We start from the raw sequence: 17,790 nt of genomic DNA on the forward strand, positions 1-17,790 counted from the left end.
TCGTGGCCGGGTCAGCTGGTGGCGGCGGGGCCGATCGCGTCCTGCCAGTCGGTGGTCAGGTAGACCAGGGCCTCGAACAGCAGCGGGAACGGGCCGGCCAGCTTGCCGGGGTTGCGCAGGACGAGCTCCTCGTAGCCGCGGACCACGCCGGTGCCGGGGTCGAGCAGCAGGGTGTCGCGTTCGACGCCGTCCGCGCTGTCGACGCTCACCGCGACCGCGGGCCGGCCGGCCCGGTCGGTCACCGGCCCCCGCCACACCACCCGGCTGGTGGCCAGGACCTGCAGCACCGCGCTGCGGACCGGGCACGGCAGCGTGTACTCCTCGACGAGGCGGGCGACAGCCCGGATCAAAGCCTGCTCACCGACCTGCGGCGGTTGCATCCGGTGCAGCTGGCCGGCCAGCTGTTGCGGGTCGCTGCTCGGCAGGCCGGGGAAGTACAGGTGGTGGTAGTGCTCGTGCCCGGCGGCGGCGACCTCCCGCTCGACCTTGGCGCCGGCCGCGCCCGAGGCCGGTTGGGTGCTGCCGCGCGGGTAGGTTGTGGTGATCGTGGCGCCGGTGCCGTCCTCGGCGTACCAGCCTTCGACCGTCTGCACCCGCAGCTCGGTGTGCCCCAGCCCATCCGCGCCCGGGCCCATGTCGCCGTACCAGGCATGCCGCCGGATGTGGGCGTACCGGCCGGTCGTGGTGTCCGCGTCGGCGGGGCCGAGCCCGGCGGCCGCCGCGCGCAGCCACGCCGCCGCGTCCCCACCAACCGCAGGCACCTCGGGCGGCGGGCCGCCGCCGCTCGTGCACGGCGCGGCTACCGCCGCCGATGGGAACGTGACGGCCGGGTACCGCATTTGCGCGGTGTCGGGCTCGCGCGGCACCACAGCGCCGGCACCGACGCCCACACCGGCCAGGACGAGCACGACCAGCGCGGCCAGGAGCGGCACGAGACGCCGCGAGCGCGGCGCCGGGCTCGCCGATCCACCGTTGCGGGTGGCATCCAGCAGGGCCGTGGACTCAGCTGGGGGCTCAGTGAGGGTCACTCGATTGCTCCTTCAGCACGATCATGGACGTCGTCACAGGCGGACTGGTTGAGGCCGCTGTGTTCGCGGTGGTGGTGCCGGGCTGGGCGCGACGCACGGCCAGGGCGAGCAGCAGCGTCACGGTGAGCACGATCGGGGACAGGCCGGAGGCGACCATCGCGGCGAACGGGGTGAGCACGCCGACGCCGAGCGCGGCGATGAACGCGCCGCGGATCGAGCCGAGGCCACCGACGACGACCACGACCAGCGACCGCAGCAGCAGCTGCTCGTCCACGCCTGGGGCGGCGCCGACGATCGGGGCGCCGAGCGCGCCGATGCCGACCGTCAGCGCCCCGGCGACCGCGAACACGACCCACCGCACGGTGCGCGGGTTGATCCCGCACGCGGCGGCCATCGCCGGGTCGGCGGCGACCGCCCGTACGATCGCCCCAGCGCGGGTCCGGGCCAGCACCCAGAACAGCGTGGCGGCCAGCAGCAGGGCGACGGCGATGAACACCAGCCGCCACAGCGGATACACCTGCCCGGCGACCGTGACCGACCGGCCGAGGCGGCCCGGGGCCTCGACCCGCAGCGGCAGCGCCCCGAACTGTTCGGTGAGCAGGTCCCCGGCGATGAAGGCGATGCCGAGCGTGGCCAGGCTCTGCTGCATCGGCCGGTCCCGCAGCGGCGCCAGGACGACCTGCAGCAGCCCACCGAACACCAGGCCACCCGCGACCGCGGCCGCGACGCCGGCGGCCATGCCGGCCGGACCGTGGGGGAAGGTGATGGCGGCGAGGTAGGCGCCGAGCAGGCAGCCGGTGCCATGCGCCATGTTGAACACGCCGAACACGCCGAACAGCACGGTCAGGCCCGCCGCCACGCAGAACAGCAGCAGCCCGGACGCGACCCCGTCCACGGCCAGCAGCAGATACGACGCCACCACCCTCACGCCCCTTCGCCAGCGCCAGAAGCCCGGTTATGCCTGGCCGGGCTGCGGTTTGCGGCCGACGGTGGTGTGCAGCAGGTAGTCCGACAGCACCAGCCGCTCATCGGCGAGCACCTCGCGCAGCGCCTCGAGCTCGTCGAGGCTGAACCCGGAGGCGATCAGCTCGGCCTCCTTCTGGCGGGAGTTGGAGTCGTGCAGCCGGCAGATCCCAGTTCCGCCGTGCCAGGTCCGGGCGAACGTCGTGGTCTGCACCTCGACGAGGCCGGCGTGGCGGAACGCGGCGTTGGCGTCCCCGGCCCAGCCGATATCCATCCCGGCGGCCTCGCCGAGCTGCAACAGGTGCGACTGGAACCGACCCAGCAGCACCGTCGCGTCGGCCGAGGGGCTGTCCACGATCATGCGGTCCCAGACCGCCCAGTCCGACACGACGAGCCAGCCGCCCGGCGCGAGCGCCTCGACGAATTGCTGCAGCAGCTCGAGACGGTCCGGCAGATGCATGAACACCAGCCGGGCGTGAACGCCTTGCAGACTGCCCGGCGGCAGCTGCAGCTCGTGCAGGTCACCGGCGTGGATGGTGAGGTTGTTGCGCACCGGGCTGGGCGGCATCGGGTTGAGGTCGACCGCCGTCACCGTCCCGTCAGGGTCGACCCATTCGGCGAGCCCAGTGCTGACGGTGCACGCGCCCGCGCCGAGGTCCAGCCAGGTGTCACCCGGCTTGGCCACGCCGGCCAGGATGCCGAACGTGTGCTCGTCGAGGAGCTCGGCCAGCAGCGGCACCTGCACCTGGGCCTGGGCGGTGGTGTTGTCGAACATGTACGCCGGTTTCGGCATCGCAGGTCTCCGTTCAAGGGGTGGGGGCACGGCGGCGGGGCAGGGAGGCGTACCCCGCCGCCGCGGGCTGACGGGTGAGAGGTTCAGGCGCCGAGGGTGGCGAGCTCCTGCACGACGACGTTGCTGAAGGTGGTGCCGTCGGCCTGGACGCGCCGCAGGTACCACTTCTGCACCGGCGTGTGGTTGCGCTGCCCGAACTGCCACGGCCCGCGCGGGCTGTCGATCTGCCCGAGCGTGCCGATCGCCGCGTTCAGCGCTGCCGGGTCCACGCCCACCCCGCCCGTACTGGCGGTGCGGGGCGACCCGGTCGGCGTCGCGGTACCGGCCGCCGGTGAACCCGTGGCCGGCGGCGCGCTCGCCGTGCCGGTCGGCGACGCCGCGGTGGACGCGGTCGCGGAAGGGCTGACGGTGCTGGTCTGGGTGGCGGCGGTGATGGCCCGGTCGAGGATGAGCGCGGCGTCCCAGGCCGTGACGTCGTACAGGTTCGGGGCCTTGCCTTGATACTTCGATTGGAACGCGGCCACGAACTGCCGGTTCGCCGTGTTGTCCAAGGTGGAGGCGTAGTTCAGGCAGGTCCACACCCCGACCCCGGCATCACCCAGCACCGGCAGCAGCCCCTCGGTCAGGAACCCCGGCCCGTACAGCGGGATCGTGAGCCCGAACTCCTTGTACTGCTTGATGAACTCCGCGGCGCTCTTGCCGCCGTAGAAGGCGTAGACCGCTTTCGCGCCGCTGTTCTTGATCTTCGTCAGGTAGGGGGCGAACTCGGTCGTCGGCGGGGTCCACGGCGTCCACTCCGGCTCACCGCCGGCGTTGGCGAGCTTCCCTCCCGCGGCGGTGAACGGCTTCACGAAGCCGTTGATGTTGTCCTTGCCGCCGATGTAGTTCGGGCCGATCGCGAACACCGGCCCGTTCACCGTCGTGCGGACGTAGTCCGCGGCCGCGGCGCCGGTCTCCTCCGACAGCCACGACGTGTGCCACACGTGCGAGACGTCGCTGACCGTCGACGGCCGGCCACCGGTGCCGATGAACGGCACCCCCGCGGCGGTGACGAGGGGCTGCAGCGTCGCCGTCGTCGGGGCGGTCGCGCCGCCGACGATCGCCACGACCCGGTCCTGCTCGAGCATCTTCTTCGCCGCGGTCCGGGCAGTCTCCCCCCCGTCACCTTCGTCGGCCTCCACGATGGTGACCTTCCGCCCGCCGAGCATGCCGCCGTGCTGGTCGAGGTAGAGCTGCCACCCGTCGTGCAGGTCGTCGCCGACCGTCTTGTAGTCGCCGGTCTTTGGGATGATCAGCCCGATCTTCACCTCACCGCCGCTACCGCCGGTGGCCGGTTGCGAGTCCATGCTGGAGTTGCTGCACCCGCCCACCGCGAGCATGGCCGCCACGGTGAGCGAGGCGGCCAGGCCGCGCAGGGAATGTCGAGTCATCGGTCTGTCCTTTGGTTGAGGGGTTTCGGGTCGAACCGGGGCGCATGGTGCTGCCATGGGGGTGCCGGTGGGTTGCCGCCGGCGCCCGGACATGGGCATGGAGGACTGGCCGCGCGGCGGTAGCAGCCGGCAGCCAAGAGGACCGGGGTGTGTTAGCGGCTAGCGGCCGCCGGTTGGCGCTGGGCGGGGGTGATGAGCTCGCCGACGCGCTGGACCGTGGCGGCGAGTTCACCGGCAACGCCGCCGATGTCGGCATCGGGTCGCGCTAGCGCGGCCAGGCACAGCCGGTTCCCGACCGGCATGATCAGCAGGGTCCCGCCCTCCATGACGATCATGGTGTAGGACGGTGATCCGGTGCCCAGTTCGAAGCTCACGGTCGTGGCGAGGGTGCTCAGGCTCGATACGGCCGCGGACAGTTTGTCGGCGTGGGTGGCGTCGAGCAGGTCGGTCCAGGCCACCTTCATCCCGTCGGCGGCCATGGCGATCGCGTGCACAACGCCGGGCATCCGCCGGGGCAGATCGTTGAGTAGGATCGAGACCTGGCTCTCGTCGATACCGGCCCGCAGGTTCTCACCGTCGTAGCCGTGCAGTACGTTCATGCGGTTCCTCCGGATCTTCCGTTGATGGTCGTCAGCACGCGTTGCGCGTGCAGTGCCCGGACGGTGGCGGTGACCTGCGCCCCGATCACCGCGGGATCACGCCGCAACGGCGGTTCGGGGGTCCGTGGAGCTGGGACCGCCGCGGCGACCGGGCCGCGATTCTCGGCGTCGCGAGGGCGGCGCGGTAACCCCGTCGCGGTGTATTGCACGGGGGCGGACTCCGCCGTCATCGAGACGAGCTCCTGGCCTGGCTCGGCCATGCCGCCCAACGGCTGACCGGACATCCACGGGGATGCCTGCTCACGCACGCCGGTCAGCGCCGGCAGGACCGCAGTCGGCGTCTCATCGCCGCGAGACTGGACCGGGGACGCTCGTCTCAGCGCACCCGCCCGGACGAGGTCGTCATCGTTGTCCGGCCTCGCGTGCCGCCCGCCTCCAGACCGAGAGGTCGGCACCGGTGTCCAGGTCGACGCGGACGTACTCGCAACCGTCGTCCCCGGACCAGCCGGGAGCGCGGGCTGAGCCGGCGGAGTCGTGGACGCGGCCCTGCGGTCCGTCGGGGACGCCGACGGGTCACGGACCAGCATGGCCGGGACCCGGACCAAGCCGATCAGCCCCGACCGTGCTGGCGCCGGCTCAAGCCGGACCTCGATGCCCAGCTGGCCGGCCAGACGTGCGACTACAGCAAGACCCATCTTGTGCAGGATGCCGAGGTCACCGGCCGGCTCATCCAGCAGCGCATTCGTCCGGGCGAGGGCATCCTGCGACATCCCCACACCCCGGTCCTGGACCTGTACGAACAGCATCCCCGCCTGCCGGGACCCGGTCACGAACACGTCATGCTCGGGCATCGAGTACAGGGCCGCGTTGTCCATCAGCTCCGCCAGGATGTGTACCACCGCCAGCGCCGCCCGGGGATCTACCAGCACGTCAGGCAGGTCACCGATCTGGACGCGCTGGTAGTCCTCGATCTGCGACTGGGCGCCCCGGACGAGATCCAAAAGCGGCTCGGCGCGCCGATGCGCGGTGCCGTGACCACCGCCGGACAACACCAGCAGATTGCCGACCAGCCGCCGTAGCTGCGCCGCCTTGTTGTCGATCTGGAAGATCCGCGCCAGCTCGTCCGCGTCGACGGTCTTGCGTTCGAGCTCGTCGACATGACCGAGCAGCCGCTCGATAAGGCCCTGCACCCGCCGGGACAACGACAGCACCCGGCCCGCGGCGGTGATCCGCTCGACCGCCAGATCCGAACTGCGCCGCAGCACCTCACCGACGAGCGTGTCGAACGCGGCAGCAAACTCCCCGATCTCGTCCCTGCCGGTCACCCCGACCACCGCCGTCGCTGCAGCCTGCGCAGCAACCTCCTGCGCCTCATCAAGGGTCGTTACGGTCCGCAGCTTCGACGTGACCGCCGGCAGGTGCTGCTGACCGATCCGCAACGCCCCGGCCTGCAAGGCCCGGACCCGCCGCACAAGCGACCGGGTCACCACCGCCGTTACCCCCAGCGCCAGCAGCAACGCCCCCAGCACCAGACCCGCCTGCACCGCCGCCTGCCGCAGCTGACCAGTACGCGCCGCCGCAGCCGCGGTCACCACGTCGGCGTCGACGCGCTGCTCCACCGTCCGCAGCCGCGACACCCGGCCACCCATCACCCGGTTCCATGCCGCCGCCCCACCTGGCAGCACCACCGCAGCCGACGCCCCCGTCCGCGCGACCCCGCCCGCCAGCACCGTCGCGTCGAGGACCTCGCCACCGCTGAGACTGCGCTGTAGCAGCGGCACCCACGCCGGATCGGCCAACTGCTGGAACGTCTCCACCTCACCGGTGAACGACGCCCGAGCCGCCACCACGTTCTGCGCCAACGCCGGCGACATCACCCCGGACGCCAACGCCTGCAACACCGCGACCTGCTCCAGACCCACCGCTTCCTTCGCCCGCGACAACGCCGCCCCAGCACTGATCAGCCCCGCCAGATCCGGCGCCACCGCACCCTGCGCCACCGCCTCCCGGTAATCGATCAGCGCCGCGATCGCGATCCGGTAGGAGAAGGTCGACGTCGACAGCGCCACCGGTGCCCCAGACCGCACCCGCACCCGCTGCCCGGCCACGTCACGCAGCCCACCATCGACGCGGTCCAGGACCTCGCGGATGCGGCCCTTCAGTGGCGGCAGCTGCGCCCGCACTTGCGCGAATCGGTCGGCCGCCGCAGCCGTCCGCGTTATCTGCTCCTCGTACGCCATCCGCGCCGCCGCGCCGCCAGTCGGAGACAGCACCGTCGCCACTGCGACTCGCTCAGCCTGCAACGCATCGGTCAACTCAGCCGCGCCGGCGCCAACCTCCGCCATCCTACGGGTCTCGCCCGCACGTACCGCCGCGTTCGCCGTCGTGTACATCCCGAGCCCGGCGACCGCCATCAGTGCCAGCGCAGGCACCGTAAGAATCCACAGCGCTTGTACCCGGATGGGGACGTCACTGGGCCTCCACCACCGGCGACGCAGCTGCCCGGATGCCGAAGTCGCAGTTGGCCGTGCACGTGTCGCCGACATCAACGGTTCACCTCAACAGCTGACACCCGATGCAACGCCGCTATGGCCGGAATCAACGGCCGCGCACAGCCATCCCGATGATCGGCGGCAACAACGCGACCCGTGCGAACCTGGCCAGAGTCCATGTTCAATCGACTGGCGTTTGGCGCCGAGCGGCGCTTAGTTGGCATGCTGCAGTCCGCTGGTGAGCACATCTACCCTGGCCGTGAACCGCTGGTGCCATGGGCGATGGACCGCCCGCAATGCGTGTGTGCCGAGCCTCCGGCCGGCGCACAACGCTGACGGCCCTTCGCAGCCAGCAGCGCAGCCGCCACTTTCAAGTGTCCGATGCACGCGATGCAGAACGGCACCCATCGCCAACAACGCCGTGTCGGCGTCGACTGCCGCGGTGGTGGTAGCCACCCCTACGCCTCCCCATTTCCCTGGACTTGCGTGCTTGCCCTGTCGCGCGCAGTTGGCGTTGCCCGGCCAAACGTTCCGCATGCCCCGCACCCGTCAAGGGCCCCGGCTGAAGCTGACGACCAACGCGGCCGGAGCGCACGGTGGCCGGACGAACTCCTTGTGCCCGCTGCGTACCGGCCGGGGCCTATTCATTCCCGCAGAACTTGCCCGCGGCGTGAAGTGCGCCGGCCGGTACAGGTGTCATGCCGCGAGGGTGTACCAACGTTCGGAACCACGGCATCATGCGTGCGCCGGACCACCACGCAGAGGACGTGCCCGTCAACCCCGCGACGAAGACACGGTGCGGGGCCGGAATTCCAGCCTGTGGCACGCCCAGTGTCTGCCTCCGGCTTTGCCACGCGGGCAGCGCAGCAGTGCACCGGCGAATGCCTTCTCGCGGTCGCTCGCGGCCGTGGTGGGGCGACCGACCGAGGGCGTGGGCTGCGTCCAACGACAGCGCCTCCTCACGATCTCGGCATGCCCGCCCACCGGTGGAAGGGAGCGAGTGGAACGTCGAGACGGTACGTATCGCGATGGATGCTGTGAGGCACTGGCGGTGAGGGACACCTAGGGTGTCCCTCAATGCCGCAAATTGGTCTAGGGTGTCAGGCCGGCCGCTTCCAACAGCGGGTCCAGATCCGGGCGGATCGCCGCTGTGGCAGTGGCAGCGAGCTGCCGCAACGTCTCCCTGGCCATCGGGTTGTAGCGCAGCTCGTCCGACGATTCGCGCGACGCACGGCCCATCATGTGGACCGCTGCGATCGGGTTGTCGCGGCGGGCGTAGCAGCGGGCCGCGTCGATGTGGAAGGTCAACCGCCGCTCGACCGACGCGGCCTCGCGGACATCAGTCCGTTCGACGAGCTCGAGCGCGTCGCGGGTGCGACCGAGTTCGATCGCGGTCGAGATCCGGTGCAAGGCAACGTTCGTCGGGCCGAAGACCATCCAGTGATGGTTGGTCTCTCCAACCCGGCCGGCGATGGTCGCGGCCCGGTCGAGCAAATCGCGGGCAGTGCTGGCATCGTCTTCCCGAGCGGCCTCCGTGGCGCCAAGCAGGTGCAGCCCGCCGACGACGGCGAACCGGGCAGGTGTGGGTGCCGATCCGGCAAGAGAGCCGAGCTGCTCGATCGCAGTTGCTACGACGGCCCGCGACTGCTCCGTCTTGCCCTGCGCCGAAAGGATCATGGCGAGGTTCCAGGAGGCAGCGCCAGCAAGGTCAGGATTGTCGGCTTCGAGCGCGCAGGTGACCGCTCGATCGGCTACCACCCACGACAGGTCATATTCACCAACTCGTTTGGTCCAAGTCCGCGCGAGCTGGTAGACCGCGCTGGCTAACGCCAGACCCTGCCTCCGCGGCAGACCAGCCGATGTGTTGACTTCCGCCTGGACGAGCCGCACCAAGTCGGCCACGTACTGGCCAACCGCGTCGTATCGGAAGATGGAAGGTTCCTGCCACGCGTTCCACGCCCGGGCCACGAGTCTGCGCAGCTCCTTTAGGCCGACAGGTTCGACGCCATGGCCACGCTCCACCAACGCGGTACGGACGGCTTCGGCGGACGGATGCCCGCGCCGGCCGTCCGGCAGCAACGTCATCGGCACACCGGTCAAATCCCGCAAGTCGGACACTCGCAACACCTGCGCGAACTGCACCAGCTGCGCCAACCGGGTCACCGTCCGGGTGCCGGACTCGATCTTCTTCATCATCGACAACGAGATACCGACCAGGCCGGCCAACTCGTCCTGCGTGAGCGCGCGGCGCAGCCGGTGCTGTGCAATGCGTTGCCCGATCGCCCACTGGTCAATCTCCACGCGGTCGCCCCCCATCCGCGCCGGCCCCGCTGGTATCTGAGAGGCTACGCGTTTCCTGGCAGACTGGAGGTATGACCCCGCATCGATCGCCCCGTCGCCTGGTGCTCTGGGACGTCGACCACACCCTCATCGAGACGCGGGGCGTGGGCGGCGAGCTCTATGCGAGCGCGTTTCAGGCCGCCACCGGCCTGGCGATGGTCGAGAAGGCCGAGGTGACCGGGCAGACGGAGCCGTCGATACTGACCGCGACGCTGCGGTTGCACGGCATCGACGAAGACGAGCCATACCTTGCCCGCTACCAGGTCGAGCTTCCCGCAGAGTACGACCGGCGCCGCGATGACCTGGCTCGGCGTGGCCGGATACTGCCCGGGGCCACCACCACGCTCGCCGCACTCGCCGAACGACCGGAGATCGTGCAGGCAGTGCTGACCGGCAACCTCCGCGACGTCGCTCGAATCAAGCTCGAGGTATTCGGCCTGGACCGCTACATCGACCTCGAGGTCAGCGCCTACGGCGATGACGACAGCAATCGACCCAACCTCGTCGCCGTCGCCCAACGGCGCGCCACCGCCAAGTACGGCACCCCCTTCAACAGCAACAGCACGGTCGTGATCGGCGACAGCCGGCACGACGTCCGAACAGGTCTATGCGGCGGCGCGAAAGCGGTTGGCGTCGCCTCCGGAAACGAAAGTATCGAGCAGCTGCGTAAAGCCGGAGCGGACGCAGCGTGGAGCGACCTGACCGACACCGACACAATTGTCGCGTTCCTCATTGCCTAGCGCTGTCTATCGGCAGGTCGTAGGCGCGGGCGGTGGCGAACTCTCGCAGCCGCTGTGGCGAATTCGTGCCTCGCCAGGACGGCGACCAGGTAGGGCTAGGGACCTCGCATTGGAGGCCCGATTCGCCATCGACAGTAGTCGTGTCGACGGCCTCGGGCTGTCCGTGATTGCACAGGGCGCGCACGGATGAGTGTCACAGTTTGGGACCGACGCCCGCCCTGACAGACCGTGGATCGGTGTTGGGCTTGACGGTCCTCGGCTGCCGCGCGCCCAGCCGTTCGCTGCGAGCTTCTCGTCCCGATGCCAAGTGCGTTTTGCCCCTCCCCGTCGGCGACGGTCGCGATCGGTGCATGAGGTCCGGTGGGTTCGCCGAACCGGGACACCAGCAACGCCCACGTCGACGCGACAGACTGTGGGTCAACTGCGGCAATCCGTGACGCCAACGTCCGCATCAATCGGCTAAGTAGCCGCGAGAGCTGCGCCTGTAGATGCTCTCCGCGCACCTGTTCCAGGAGCTGCGAGGCGTCAGCCACGTCAAGTGCGAGGAGTGCGACATCTTGCAGGGCGGCGGCGCCAGTGTGCTCGTGCCGGCGTAGACGCTGCTCAAGATCGTCAACTCGACGCATCGTTTCGTTGCCATCGACTCGAGCCGAGACGACGTGTGCCAACGCCGCGGCTGCGGCGACGATCACTTCGGGCGCGGGTGCTGACGCATCGTCGAGCGCGCTGTTAAGCACCTGCCGCAGATACTGGTCGCCATGTGTCGTGATCGAATCCCCCACGCGGCGGATGTCGTCGGCGATCGCTCGTTGGCGCTTCGTGGCGATCCGCTCTGCCTCGCCCATTTCCCAGAGCCCAAGCAGCTCGGTTTCCCGGCCCAGCAGTCGGCCTGCAGCCTGAACGAACTGACGGTTGGGCCACCGATGAGCCGTTTCGATCTTTGCTACCCATTCGCGGCTCACGAACGCTGTCTCAGCTAAGGCGCGCTGCGGGACGCCGGCCGCTCGTCGGGAACGCCGCAGTTCGCCAACGAAGTGGGCCTGCGCAGAGGCCACTCGACCAGCCGATGTTGGCGCTTCGACTGCGGAGTCGATGCCAACGGATACTGCGGAGTCGACGGCTTCGGTGAGGCTCCGCCGCGTCCGCTCGCACTCGGATCCACGCCTCGGCATGTGTCCAGTGATGGGACCAGTTGCGGTCTCCACCGATTCGCCTCCCGCATTGACGGCACTCAGGCCGCCACGCGCCGACCGCGTTGAGGGACGCGAGCGTGCGGGTTTCGCAACGGCGCGCCATTCCCGAGCGCAAACCTGAGTCATCGACAGCCTGCGATAGGACGAGCAACGCGGACAAGCTGGGGCGATAGTTCGAGGCCCCAGTCGCACAATCAGCTACCTCGACTGACTAGTCGAACTAGTCAGCGGCTCCCGTGCTTGCGAAACCGCGACGAGCGCCGGAGCGAGGAGCTGTGTGACTGCGACAACGAGATTCGAGGCGCTCAGTCGCTTCAATTTCCCAGCAGAAGCCGCTACCGTACGAACACACTTGATCGCACTGGGGGAACAGTCATGCCCGTTGATTGGGTTGCCCGGACGGATGTCCCGCCGGCGGTGCTGGAGCACCCAGCGATGCGCACAGCGCTAGCACGTCACGACCTCAAGACGGTCTACGAGCGACTGAACCATGCAGGTCTGTCCTACCGGGCGATCGGTTCGCTGACCAGCCAAGCGCCGTCTGAGATCTACTCGGTGCTGCACACCGGGCGGCGGATTACGTCTTACGAGTTGCTGGTTCGTATCGCGGACGGCCTCGGCGTGCCTCGCGGCTACATGGGGCTGGCCTATGACACGACCGCCGAGGACGTGCTCGACACGGTCGCCGCGACCTGCTCGATCGACGCCGACGAACGCGAGGAGGTCCGGCAGCTGCTCGCGCATGCCGCGAACGTCACTATGGGTGCTGCGGTCCAGGATGTCTCCAGATGGTGGCAACCAGTTGAGTCGGCCCGCAGTCCCGTGCCCGACCACGTCGGAGCCGCCGACGTGGAGAACATTGAGCAGGTCACTGCGACAATGCGGGTGCTCGACTACCGATACGGGGGCGGGGCATGTCGTGACGCGGTGGTCGCCCAGGTCCGCTGGGCTCAACGATTGCTGACAGCCGACCGCAGTGCCGAGGTCGAGCGCCGGCTTCACCAGGCGCTCGCCGACCTGCATAACCTCGCCGGCTGGACATCGTTCGATGTCGGGCTCTTCTCGGCTGCACGCAGTCACTTCGCTCGCGCGCTCGAGCAGGCCCGCTATGCAGAAGACGCCTCCCTCGTCGCAAACGTCCTCTACCGGATGGGCCGGCTTCACCTGCACCGCGGCCTCCTGACGCAAGCGCTGCGCTTCTTCCAGCTTGGCCAGATAGCTGCGCAGGACTCCGGCAGCGAACTAACCGTTGCGCTCTTGTGCGCGAACGAGGCATGGGCGTACGGACTGCTGGGTGACACCGCTCAAGCTATGAAGTCGATCGGCCGGGCCTGCGATGAGTTCGGCCGCGCACAGCTCAGTTCCGCACCGATCTGGGTGCGGTTCTTCGGCGAAGCTGACCTGACCGCCATGACCGGCATGGTCCATGCGGCACTCCCGCATGACGCCGACGACGCCCATCTCAACGCGGCGGCGGCAAGCCTCACGGCTTGCCTGGAGCTCCGTGACGATGCCGACACTCGAAGTCAGACTTTCGAACTGACTGCCGTTGCCACCGTGCACCTACAGTTGGGCAATCTCGCGGAAGGCGTCGCCGCCGGCCATCAGGCAGTCGATCTCGCCGAGCGCGTTCGCTCAGTGCGGACCATCGATCGGCTGGCGCCGTTGCAGGCCGAGGCTGATGCGCGTGCCAGCACACCAGACGTGCGGGACCTCGCAGCACGGATTGCTACGCTCCGTGGGTGTGACACCTGACGGCCTGAACGCTCAGCAGCGCGATCGACTGACGCCCGCCACCCTCGACGTGGTCCTCCATGCTGTGGGGGAACAGCTTGAAGTAGATGTACGCGACGCAACATTGATCAAGTTCACCAACAACGCGGTCTTCCGGCTCGCCGACGCGTCGATCGTGATTCGCATTGCGGGTTCGGAAGCGATGCGGCAACGCGTCCCCAAAGTCGTCCGAGTTGCACACTGGCTTGCCAAGCAGAATCAAGCGGCAGTCAGGCTCATTTCCACCGCCAACCAGCCGATCGTGGCTCACGGCCACCTGGTTACCGCCTGGCAGATGGTGCCTGAGACCGGGGCGAGACCCACTGGCCATGACCTCGCCGCGATCATCCGCATGTTCGAGTCACTCCCCGTTCCACCGTTCGACCTGCCGCCGTGGAATCCATTCATCGAGATTCGGCAACGAATCCACGACGCTGACGGCCTGTCACACGACGAGCTGGCCTTCCTGGAACGGATTACCGCCTCACTCGAGCAAGACCTCAAGGTTGTCCAGTTCACTCTGCCGCCGGGCGTGATCCACGGCGATGTATTCACCGGCAACGTCCTCATGGGTCCGGACGGACCGGTCATCTGCGACTTCGACTCCACGAGCCTCGGCCCCCGCGAGTGGGACCTCACACCGGCCGCCGTCGGCAAGCTGCGGTTTGACTATCCCGGCGACACTCACGACACTCTCGCGTCCGACTACGGCTTCGACGTCACGAAGTGGAGTGGTTTCGATGTTCTTCGGCGCATACGGGAACTGAAACTCATCACGAGCGTCTTGCCGATCCTGAACACCAATCCAAGAATCCGCAACCAATGGCGTTTCCGATTCGACAGCATTAGAAATGGCGACACGTCAGCTAAATGGACCACATACAGCTGAGCACTGCGGAACAGTCCGACAAGAGCGATCCACACCAACGGAGATCTTGTCGAGGCGGTGCGCCGCGGCCTGGGCCGCCACGCGTAGGCATCTATCTCTACGGGTCCGCTCCGCAGATGTGGATTGGTGCGTTCGGGGGCCATCGGTCGGGCGGGAACAGTGCTGCACGTGACCGTTCCGACGCTGGTGCCGCCGGCTGGCAGTCCACCGTGGCATCCGCGCCTGCCTGGACGCGCTCGGCATCACGGACGAGCTCCTGGTCAGCGTCGGCCTAGCCCGCGTCCGCTAAGTCACCCGGGGTCGGCGTAGCCAGTGCGAGCGTAGATCGAGCAGAAGGCGCGTAGGCGGCTGCCCGTCGTGGCCGGGAACGCCTCGGAGGCGGACGGCCGCCTGGTGCCATCCCGTACTGCCGGGATCGGGAAAGCTACGGGGCCGATGCTGCTACAACGACGCAGACTCGCCACCGGCCCTATTCCAGCTGCGCTGGGCTCCAGGTTGATGGCGGCTTAAGGTACAGGCTGAGCTGGTAGATCGGGGCAGGGGCAGTGCGGGCACCGGCCTCCGCCTCAAAGATGAGCCGGACCCGATCCACGCCGCCTGACATCGGGGATGGCGCTGCGCCGGCCGGCGCGAATTCCCGGACGCCTGGTTCCCCGGCGTACGGCATTGATGTCGCCGACGAGGGTCACGCCCCATTCGCCATCGTCGTTGACCCCCCGGACACCCGCGTGGGACATCAATGCCTACCACCTCGGGCAAACCAGCAGCACGTCCGCAACGCCAGTCCGCGGCCGTCCACGTCCTGGCCCGGGACGGCGGCCAGGTTCAGCGGCCATGCGCTCCAGGAAGTGCAGCGCGAAGCCGACGGCGGCGAGGCCGAACGGCACGGCGCCGGTGACGAGGGCGTCGCGGGCGGCTCGGCGTTGACAGCAATATCGCGGTCTGCGCGAGCCGCCGAACCTGCAGTCGGCAGACCAGCTGCCGACGGCACAAATCGGCGCATGAGGTCACACGGCGCTGCGGCGGTACTCAGCCCAGCGGCAGGCCCCTGCCGCAAGCTGCGTGGTCCAAGGGTCATCGGCGGTGTTGCCGGCGATCTGCGACCACAGCCGGGCCTGGGCGTCGGCGAAGGCATCGAGCCCTTCTGAGGGTGCCGCTGACCAGGTCGAGATCACCGATGTCCAGGACTCTGCATCCGCCGGGGTGTGGCCAGCGGCGGTCAGCCACACCGTCCAGTAGGCGGCGTCGAGCCATGCCGCGCCGCGGGTGGCCCAGCCCCAGTCGACGATGCGGGCTTGGCCGGCGTTGATGATGATGTTGGCGTTGTTGAGGTCTGTGTGTAGCAGTGTCGTGCCGGTGAAGAAGCGTAGCTCGGCCTGGTCGCGCACGTAGTCTTGGAGCCGTTCGGCCGCGTCACGGAGCGGGATGGCCGGGCATGGGGTTGCCGCGATGGCGTCGAGCAGCGTGGCGACGGCAGGCAGGTCGGGTGAGCCGGGCCGGTAGTCGGCGTGGCGGCCCTCGATCGCCTCGAACAGCAGCACGTCCCAGCCGCCGGTCTCGATCCTGCCGATGAGGCGCGGCGCGACGGAGTGCAGGTGGGGTGCGATGGCGGCTTCCCGGGCTTGGGTCCAGACCCACCGGTGGTCGGCGGGCAGGGCCTTGCAGAACACGGTCCCGGCCGCGGTGCGCAGCCGGGCCGCGACTGCGCTGTTCCGGCCGGCGCTGGCGGACTCGGAGGAGATGAGCGGGCCGATCCGCTGTTCGATCGCCGCGCAGACTACTGCGGGCAATTCGGTGTAGGTGATCCGGGTGGTCGGCACGCGGCGCTCAATCCTGGTCGGTGTGGCGCCTCGGCCGGCCGGGTCGGCGGCCGTCCGAGGCCCCATGTGGTGGGTTGTGTCGGTGTTAGTTGTACGGGTTGCTGTCGTTGCACCTGCCGCTGTTGGCGGATGCCGCGGCCTCGACGTCGTCGAGGAAGACGAGGGTGGTCGGGGCGGGGGTGCGGCTGGCGATGGGCCGGCCCGAGGTTCGGGGCCGGCGGCTGATGGTGACGGGTACGGCGGTCATGCCGGTGTCCTTTCGCCGTGCTGGCAGTAGGTGTGCAGTGGCGCCTTCGCCTCCTGGTAGATGCGGGCCAGCGGCCGGCACACCCGGCATGTGCTCGCCAGTGTGCAGCCTGTGCATCCACCGGTGCGAAGCATCTGGGCGTCTGCGATGGCGGGCAGACGTAGGAGACCGTGCGGTCCTTCGGTCAGCAGGTTGATCGGGTTGTCCCGGCCGATCTTGCACATGGTGGCGAGGCCGTGCGGGTCGATGTGGAAGAACGTGTGCCCGGCGGGGCACGCGTCGAAGGACCCGCCCCGGTCGAGCGCGCCGGGAGCTTCTGACTCGAGAAAGCCGCCGTCGAGGAAGCCGGGCGCCTGGGCGTCGAGCGGCCCCGCTGTGCCGGTGTAGGTGGGCGACATCATCGCGTATTCCTTGCGGGGCACACCGAGGTCGTCAGCGAGCGCACGCATCGCGTCGACGTCCTCGGCGTTGTGCCGCGTGATGATGATCGTCAGTTCTACCGGCACACCGGCTGCGCGGGCGGCGACGACGCCAGCGTGCATGGTCTTGAACGCGCCCTTGGTGCGGGTCAGCCGGTCGGCGGTGGCGGGGCTGGCCCCGTACAGCGACACCGTGACCTTGTGCGGTGGCCGGCCGCGGAACAGCTCGATGAGCTGCGGCCGGGCCAGCCGGGAGCCGTTGGTGAGGACTTCGATCATCATCCCGGCCCGGTGCGCGTGGGTGTAGGTGGCGGGGAAGTCCGGATCGATGAGCGGCTCGCCGCCGGTGATCTGGAACCAGAACACGCCCATCTCGGCGAGCAGGTCGATCATCTGCAGCTTGCCGGCGAGCGGGAGGCCGGCGAACGGCCGTTGTTCCAGGTAGCAGTGTTCGCAGGAAAAGTTGCAGCCCTTGTTGATCTCGTACGTGGCCCGGCTGTACGTCACCGGCCCGACGGCGGGTCTGCGCACGACGAGCGCCTCATCCACGCGCCGACCGGTCAGGTCGATGCCCCACTGGCGCAGTGCGCCCTGGGCGAACCACTCGGGGACAGGGGAGCCCGCCTCGCTGGCGTCGAGCAGTTCGGTATAGAACGGCGCTGGCAGGCTCATGCCTCGGCGTTGTCCGGGCCGGACGGCCATGAAGAGGTCTTCCTGCGGGCTCACGATCGCGGCGTACATCGCGCTCGGTCCTCCTCTCGGCATGCCCCGCGGGTACGAAACGCCGAGCCGCTGTCCGCGGCGATCGACGCATCCGACGTAGTTCCAGCAAACCTCTGTCACCCGGCCGTTGGAACCCGCAGCGCTGGTACAAACCCGCGAGCCCGATCGGTACCAGCCACCTGCTCCACCGTGAGGTGCGGGGGTCGGACCGGCTCTGGTAGCGCTCCCAGCCGAACGCAGGCGGATTTGGTACAGGCGCCGGCTGGCCCACCTGTACCAGGCGGGATCCTGCGCCAAGCGCGCTCGCATGCCTACGGTTCTGAACCAGCGGCGAACGTACG

Annotated in this window: 13 protein-coding genes and 1 pseudogene; 3 read left to right on the forward strand and 11 right to left on the reverse strand. The window is 69.1% G+C overall.

The window, feature by feature from the left end; genetic code table 11:
* Nucleotides 1-11: 11 nt before the first annotated feature.
* The 7 genes from ACQEVU_RS34175 to ACQEVU_RS34205 form a co-directional block, all read right to left on the reverse strand.
* Entirely contained in the window at nt 12-1,028 is a 1,017-nt protein-coding gene (locus tag ACQEVU_RS34175; RefSeq protein WP_433330916.1) for a hypothetical protein, read from the reverse strand.
* Nucleotides 1,015-1,950 carry an ABC transporter permease subunit gene (locus ACQEVU_RS34180; protein WP_433330918.1) on the reverse strand — a complete coding sequence of 312 codons (936 nt, stop codon included), beginning with the start codon at nt 1,948-1,950 and terminating at the stop codon, nt 1,015-1,017. The genes ACQEVU_RS34175 and ACQEVU_RS34180 overlap by 14 nt, the downstream gene beginning before the upstream one ends.
* A 33-nt stretch (nt 1,951-1,983) precedes the next feature.
* A complete protein-coding gene (locus tag ACQEVU_RS34185) occupies nt 1,984-2,784 on the reverse strand; it encodes a class I SAM-dependent methyltransferase (protein WP_433330920.1) in 801 nt (266 codons plus the stop codon).
* A gap of 83 nt (nt 2,785-2,867) precedes the next feature.
* Nucleotides 2,868-4,214 carry an ABC transporter substrate-binding protein gene (locus ACQEVU_RS34190; protein ID WP_433330922.1) on the reverse strand — a complete coding sequence of 449 codons (1,347 nt, stop codon included), beginning with the start codon at nt 4,212-4,214 and terminating at the stop codon, nt 2,868-2,870.
* A 152-nt stretch (nt 4,215-4,366) separates the two neighbouring features.
* Entirely contained in the window at nt 4,367-4,813 is a 447-nt protein-coding gene (locus tag ACQEVU_RS34195; protein ID WP_433330924.1) for a roadblock/LC7 domain-containing protein, read from the reverse strand.
* Nucleotides 4,810-7,245 carry a nitrate- and nitrite sensing domain-containing protein gene (locus tag ACQEVU_RS34200; protein WP_433330926.1) on the reverse strand — a complete coding sequence of 812 codons (2,436 nt, stop codon included), beginning with the start codon at nt 7,243-7,245 and terminating at the stop codon, nt 4,810-4,812. The genes ACQEVU_RS34195 and ACQEVU_RS34200 overlap by 4 nt, the downstream gene beginning before the upstream one ends.
* Before the next feature lie 1,152 nt (nt 7,246-8,397).
* Complete coding sequence (locus tag ACQEVU_RS34205) at nt 8,398-9,606, reverse strand: helix-turn-helix domain-containing protein (protein ID WP_433330928.1); 1,209 nt, start codon at nt 9,604-9,606, stop codon at nt 8,398-8,400.
* A gap of 71 nt (nt 9,607-9,677) precedes the next feature.
* Here ACQEVU_RS34205 and ACQEVU_RS34210 point away from each other — a divergent pair, with 71 nt between their 5' ends.
* Nucleotides 9,678-10,385 (forward strand): HAD family hydrolase, encoded by a 708-nt coding sequence (locus tag ACQEVU_RS34210; RefSeq protein ID WP_433330930.1) that lies wholly within the window; start codon nt 9,678-9,680, stop codon nt 10,383-10,385.
* A gap of 869 nt (nt 10,386-11,254) precedes the next feature.
* Here ACQEVU_RS34210 and ACQEVU_RS34215 read toward each other — a convergent pair.
* Nucleotides 11,255-11,704: pseudogene (locus tag ACQEVU_RS34215) on the reverse strand (helix-turn-helix domain-containing protein); the annotation flags it as partial.
* 249 nt (nt 11,705-11,953) lie between these two features.
* Between ACQEVU_RS34215 and ACQEVU_RS34220 the strand changes: the two are divergent.
* Both ACQEVU_RS34220 and ACQEVU_RS34225 read left to right on the forward strand, forming a co-directional pair.
* A complete protein-coding gene (locus tag ACQEVU_RS34220; protein WP_433330932.1) occupies nt 11,954-13,333 on the forward strand; it encodes a tetratricopeptide repeat protein in 1,380 nt (459 codons plus the stop codon).
* Complete coding sequence (locus tag ACQEVU_RS34225) at nt 13,323-14,240, forward strand: phosphotransferase family protein (protein WP_433330934.1); 918 nt, start codon at nt 13,323-13,325, stop codon at nt 14,238-14,240. The genes ACQEVU_RS34220 and ACQEVU_RS34225 overlap by 11 nt, the downstream gene beginning before the upstream one ends.
* Before the next feature lie 1,007 nt (nt 14,241-15,247).
* Here ACQEVU_RS34225 and ACQEVU_RS34230 read toward each other — a convergent pair.
* The 3 genes from ACQEVU_RS34230 to ACQEVU_RS34240 form a co-directional block, all read right to left on the reverse strand.
* Entirely contained in the window at nt 15,248-16,060 is an 813-nt protein-coding gene (locus ACQEVU_RS34230) for a hypothetical protein (protein ID WP_433330936.1), read from the reverse strand.
* 85 nt (nt 16,061-16,145) lie between these two features.
* Complete coding sequence (locus ACQEVU_RS34235; protein ID WP_433330938.1) at nt 16,146-16,307, reverse strand: hypothetical protein; 162 nt, start codon at nt 16,305-16,307, stop codon at nt 16,146-16,148.
* Nucleotides 16,304-17,467, reverse strand: coding sequence for a radical SAM protein (locus ACQEVU_RS34240; RefSeq protein ID WP_433330940.1), 1,164 nt, complete (start codon nt 17,465-17,467; stop codon nt 16,304-16,306). The genes ACQEVU_RS34235 and ACQEVU_RS34240 overlap by 4 nt, the downstream gene beginning before the upstream one ends.
* Nucleotides 17,468-17,790: the final 323 nt, after the last annotated feature.

This window comes from Dactylosporangium sp. CA-139066, from assembly GCF_050936175.1.
Taxonomy (GTDB): Bacteria; Actinomycetota; Actinomycetes; order Mycobacteriales; family Micromonosporaceae; genus Dactylosporangium.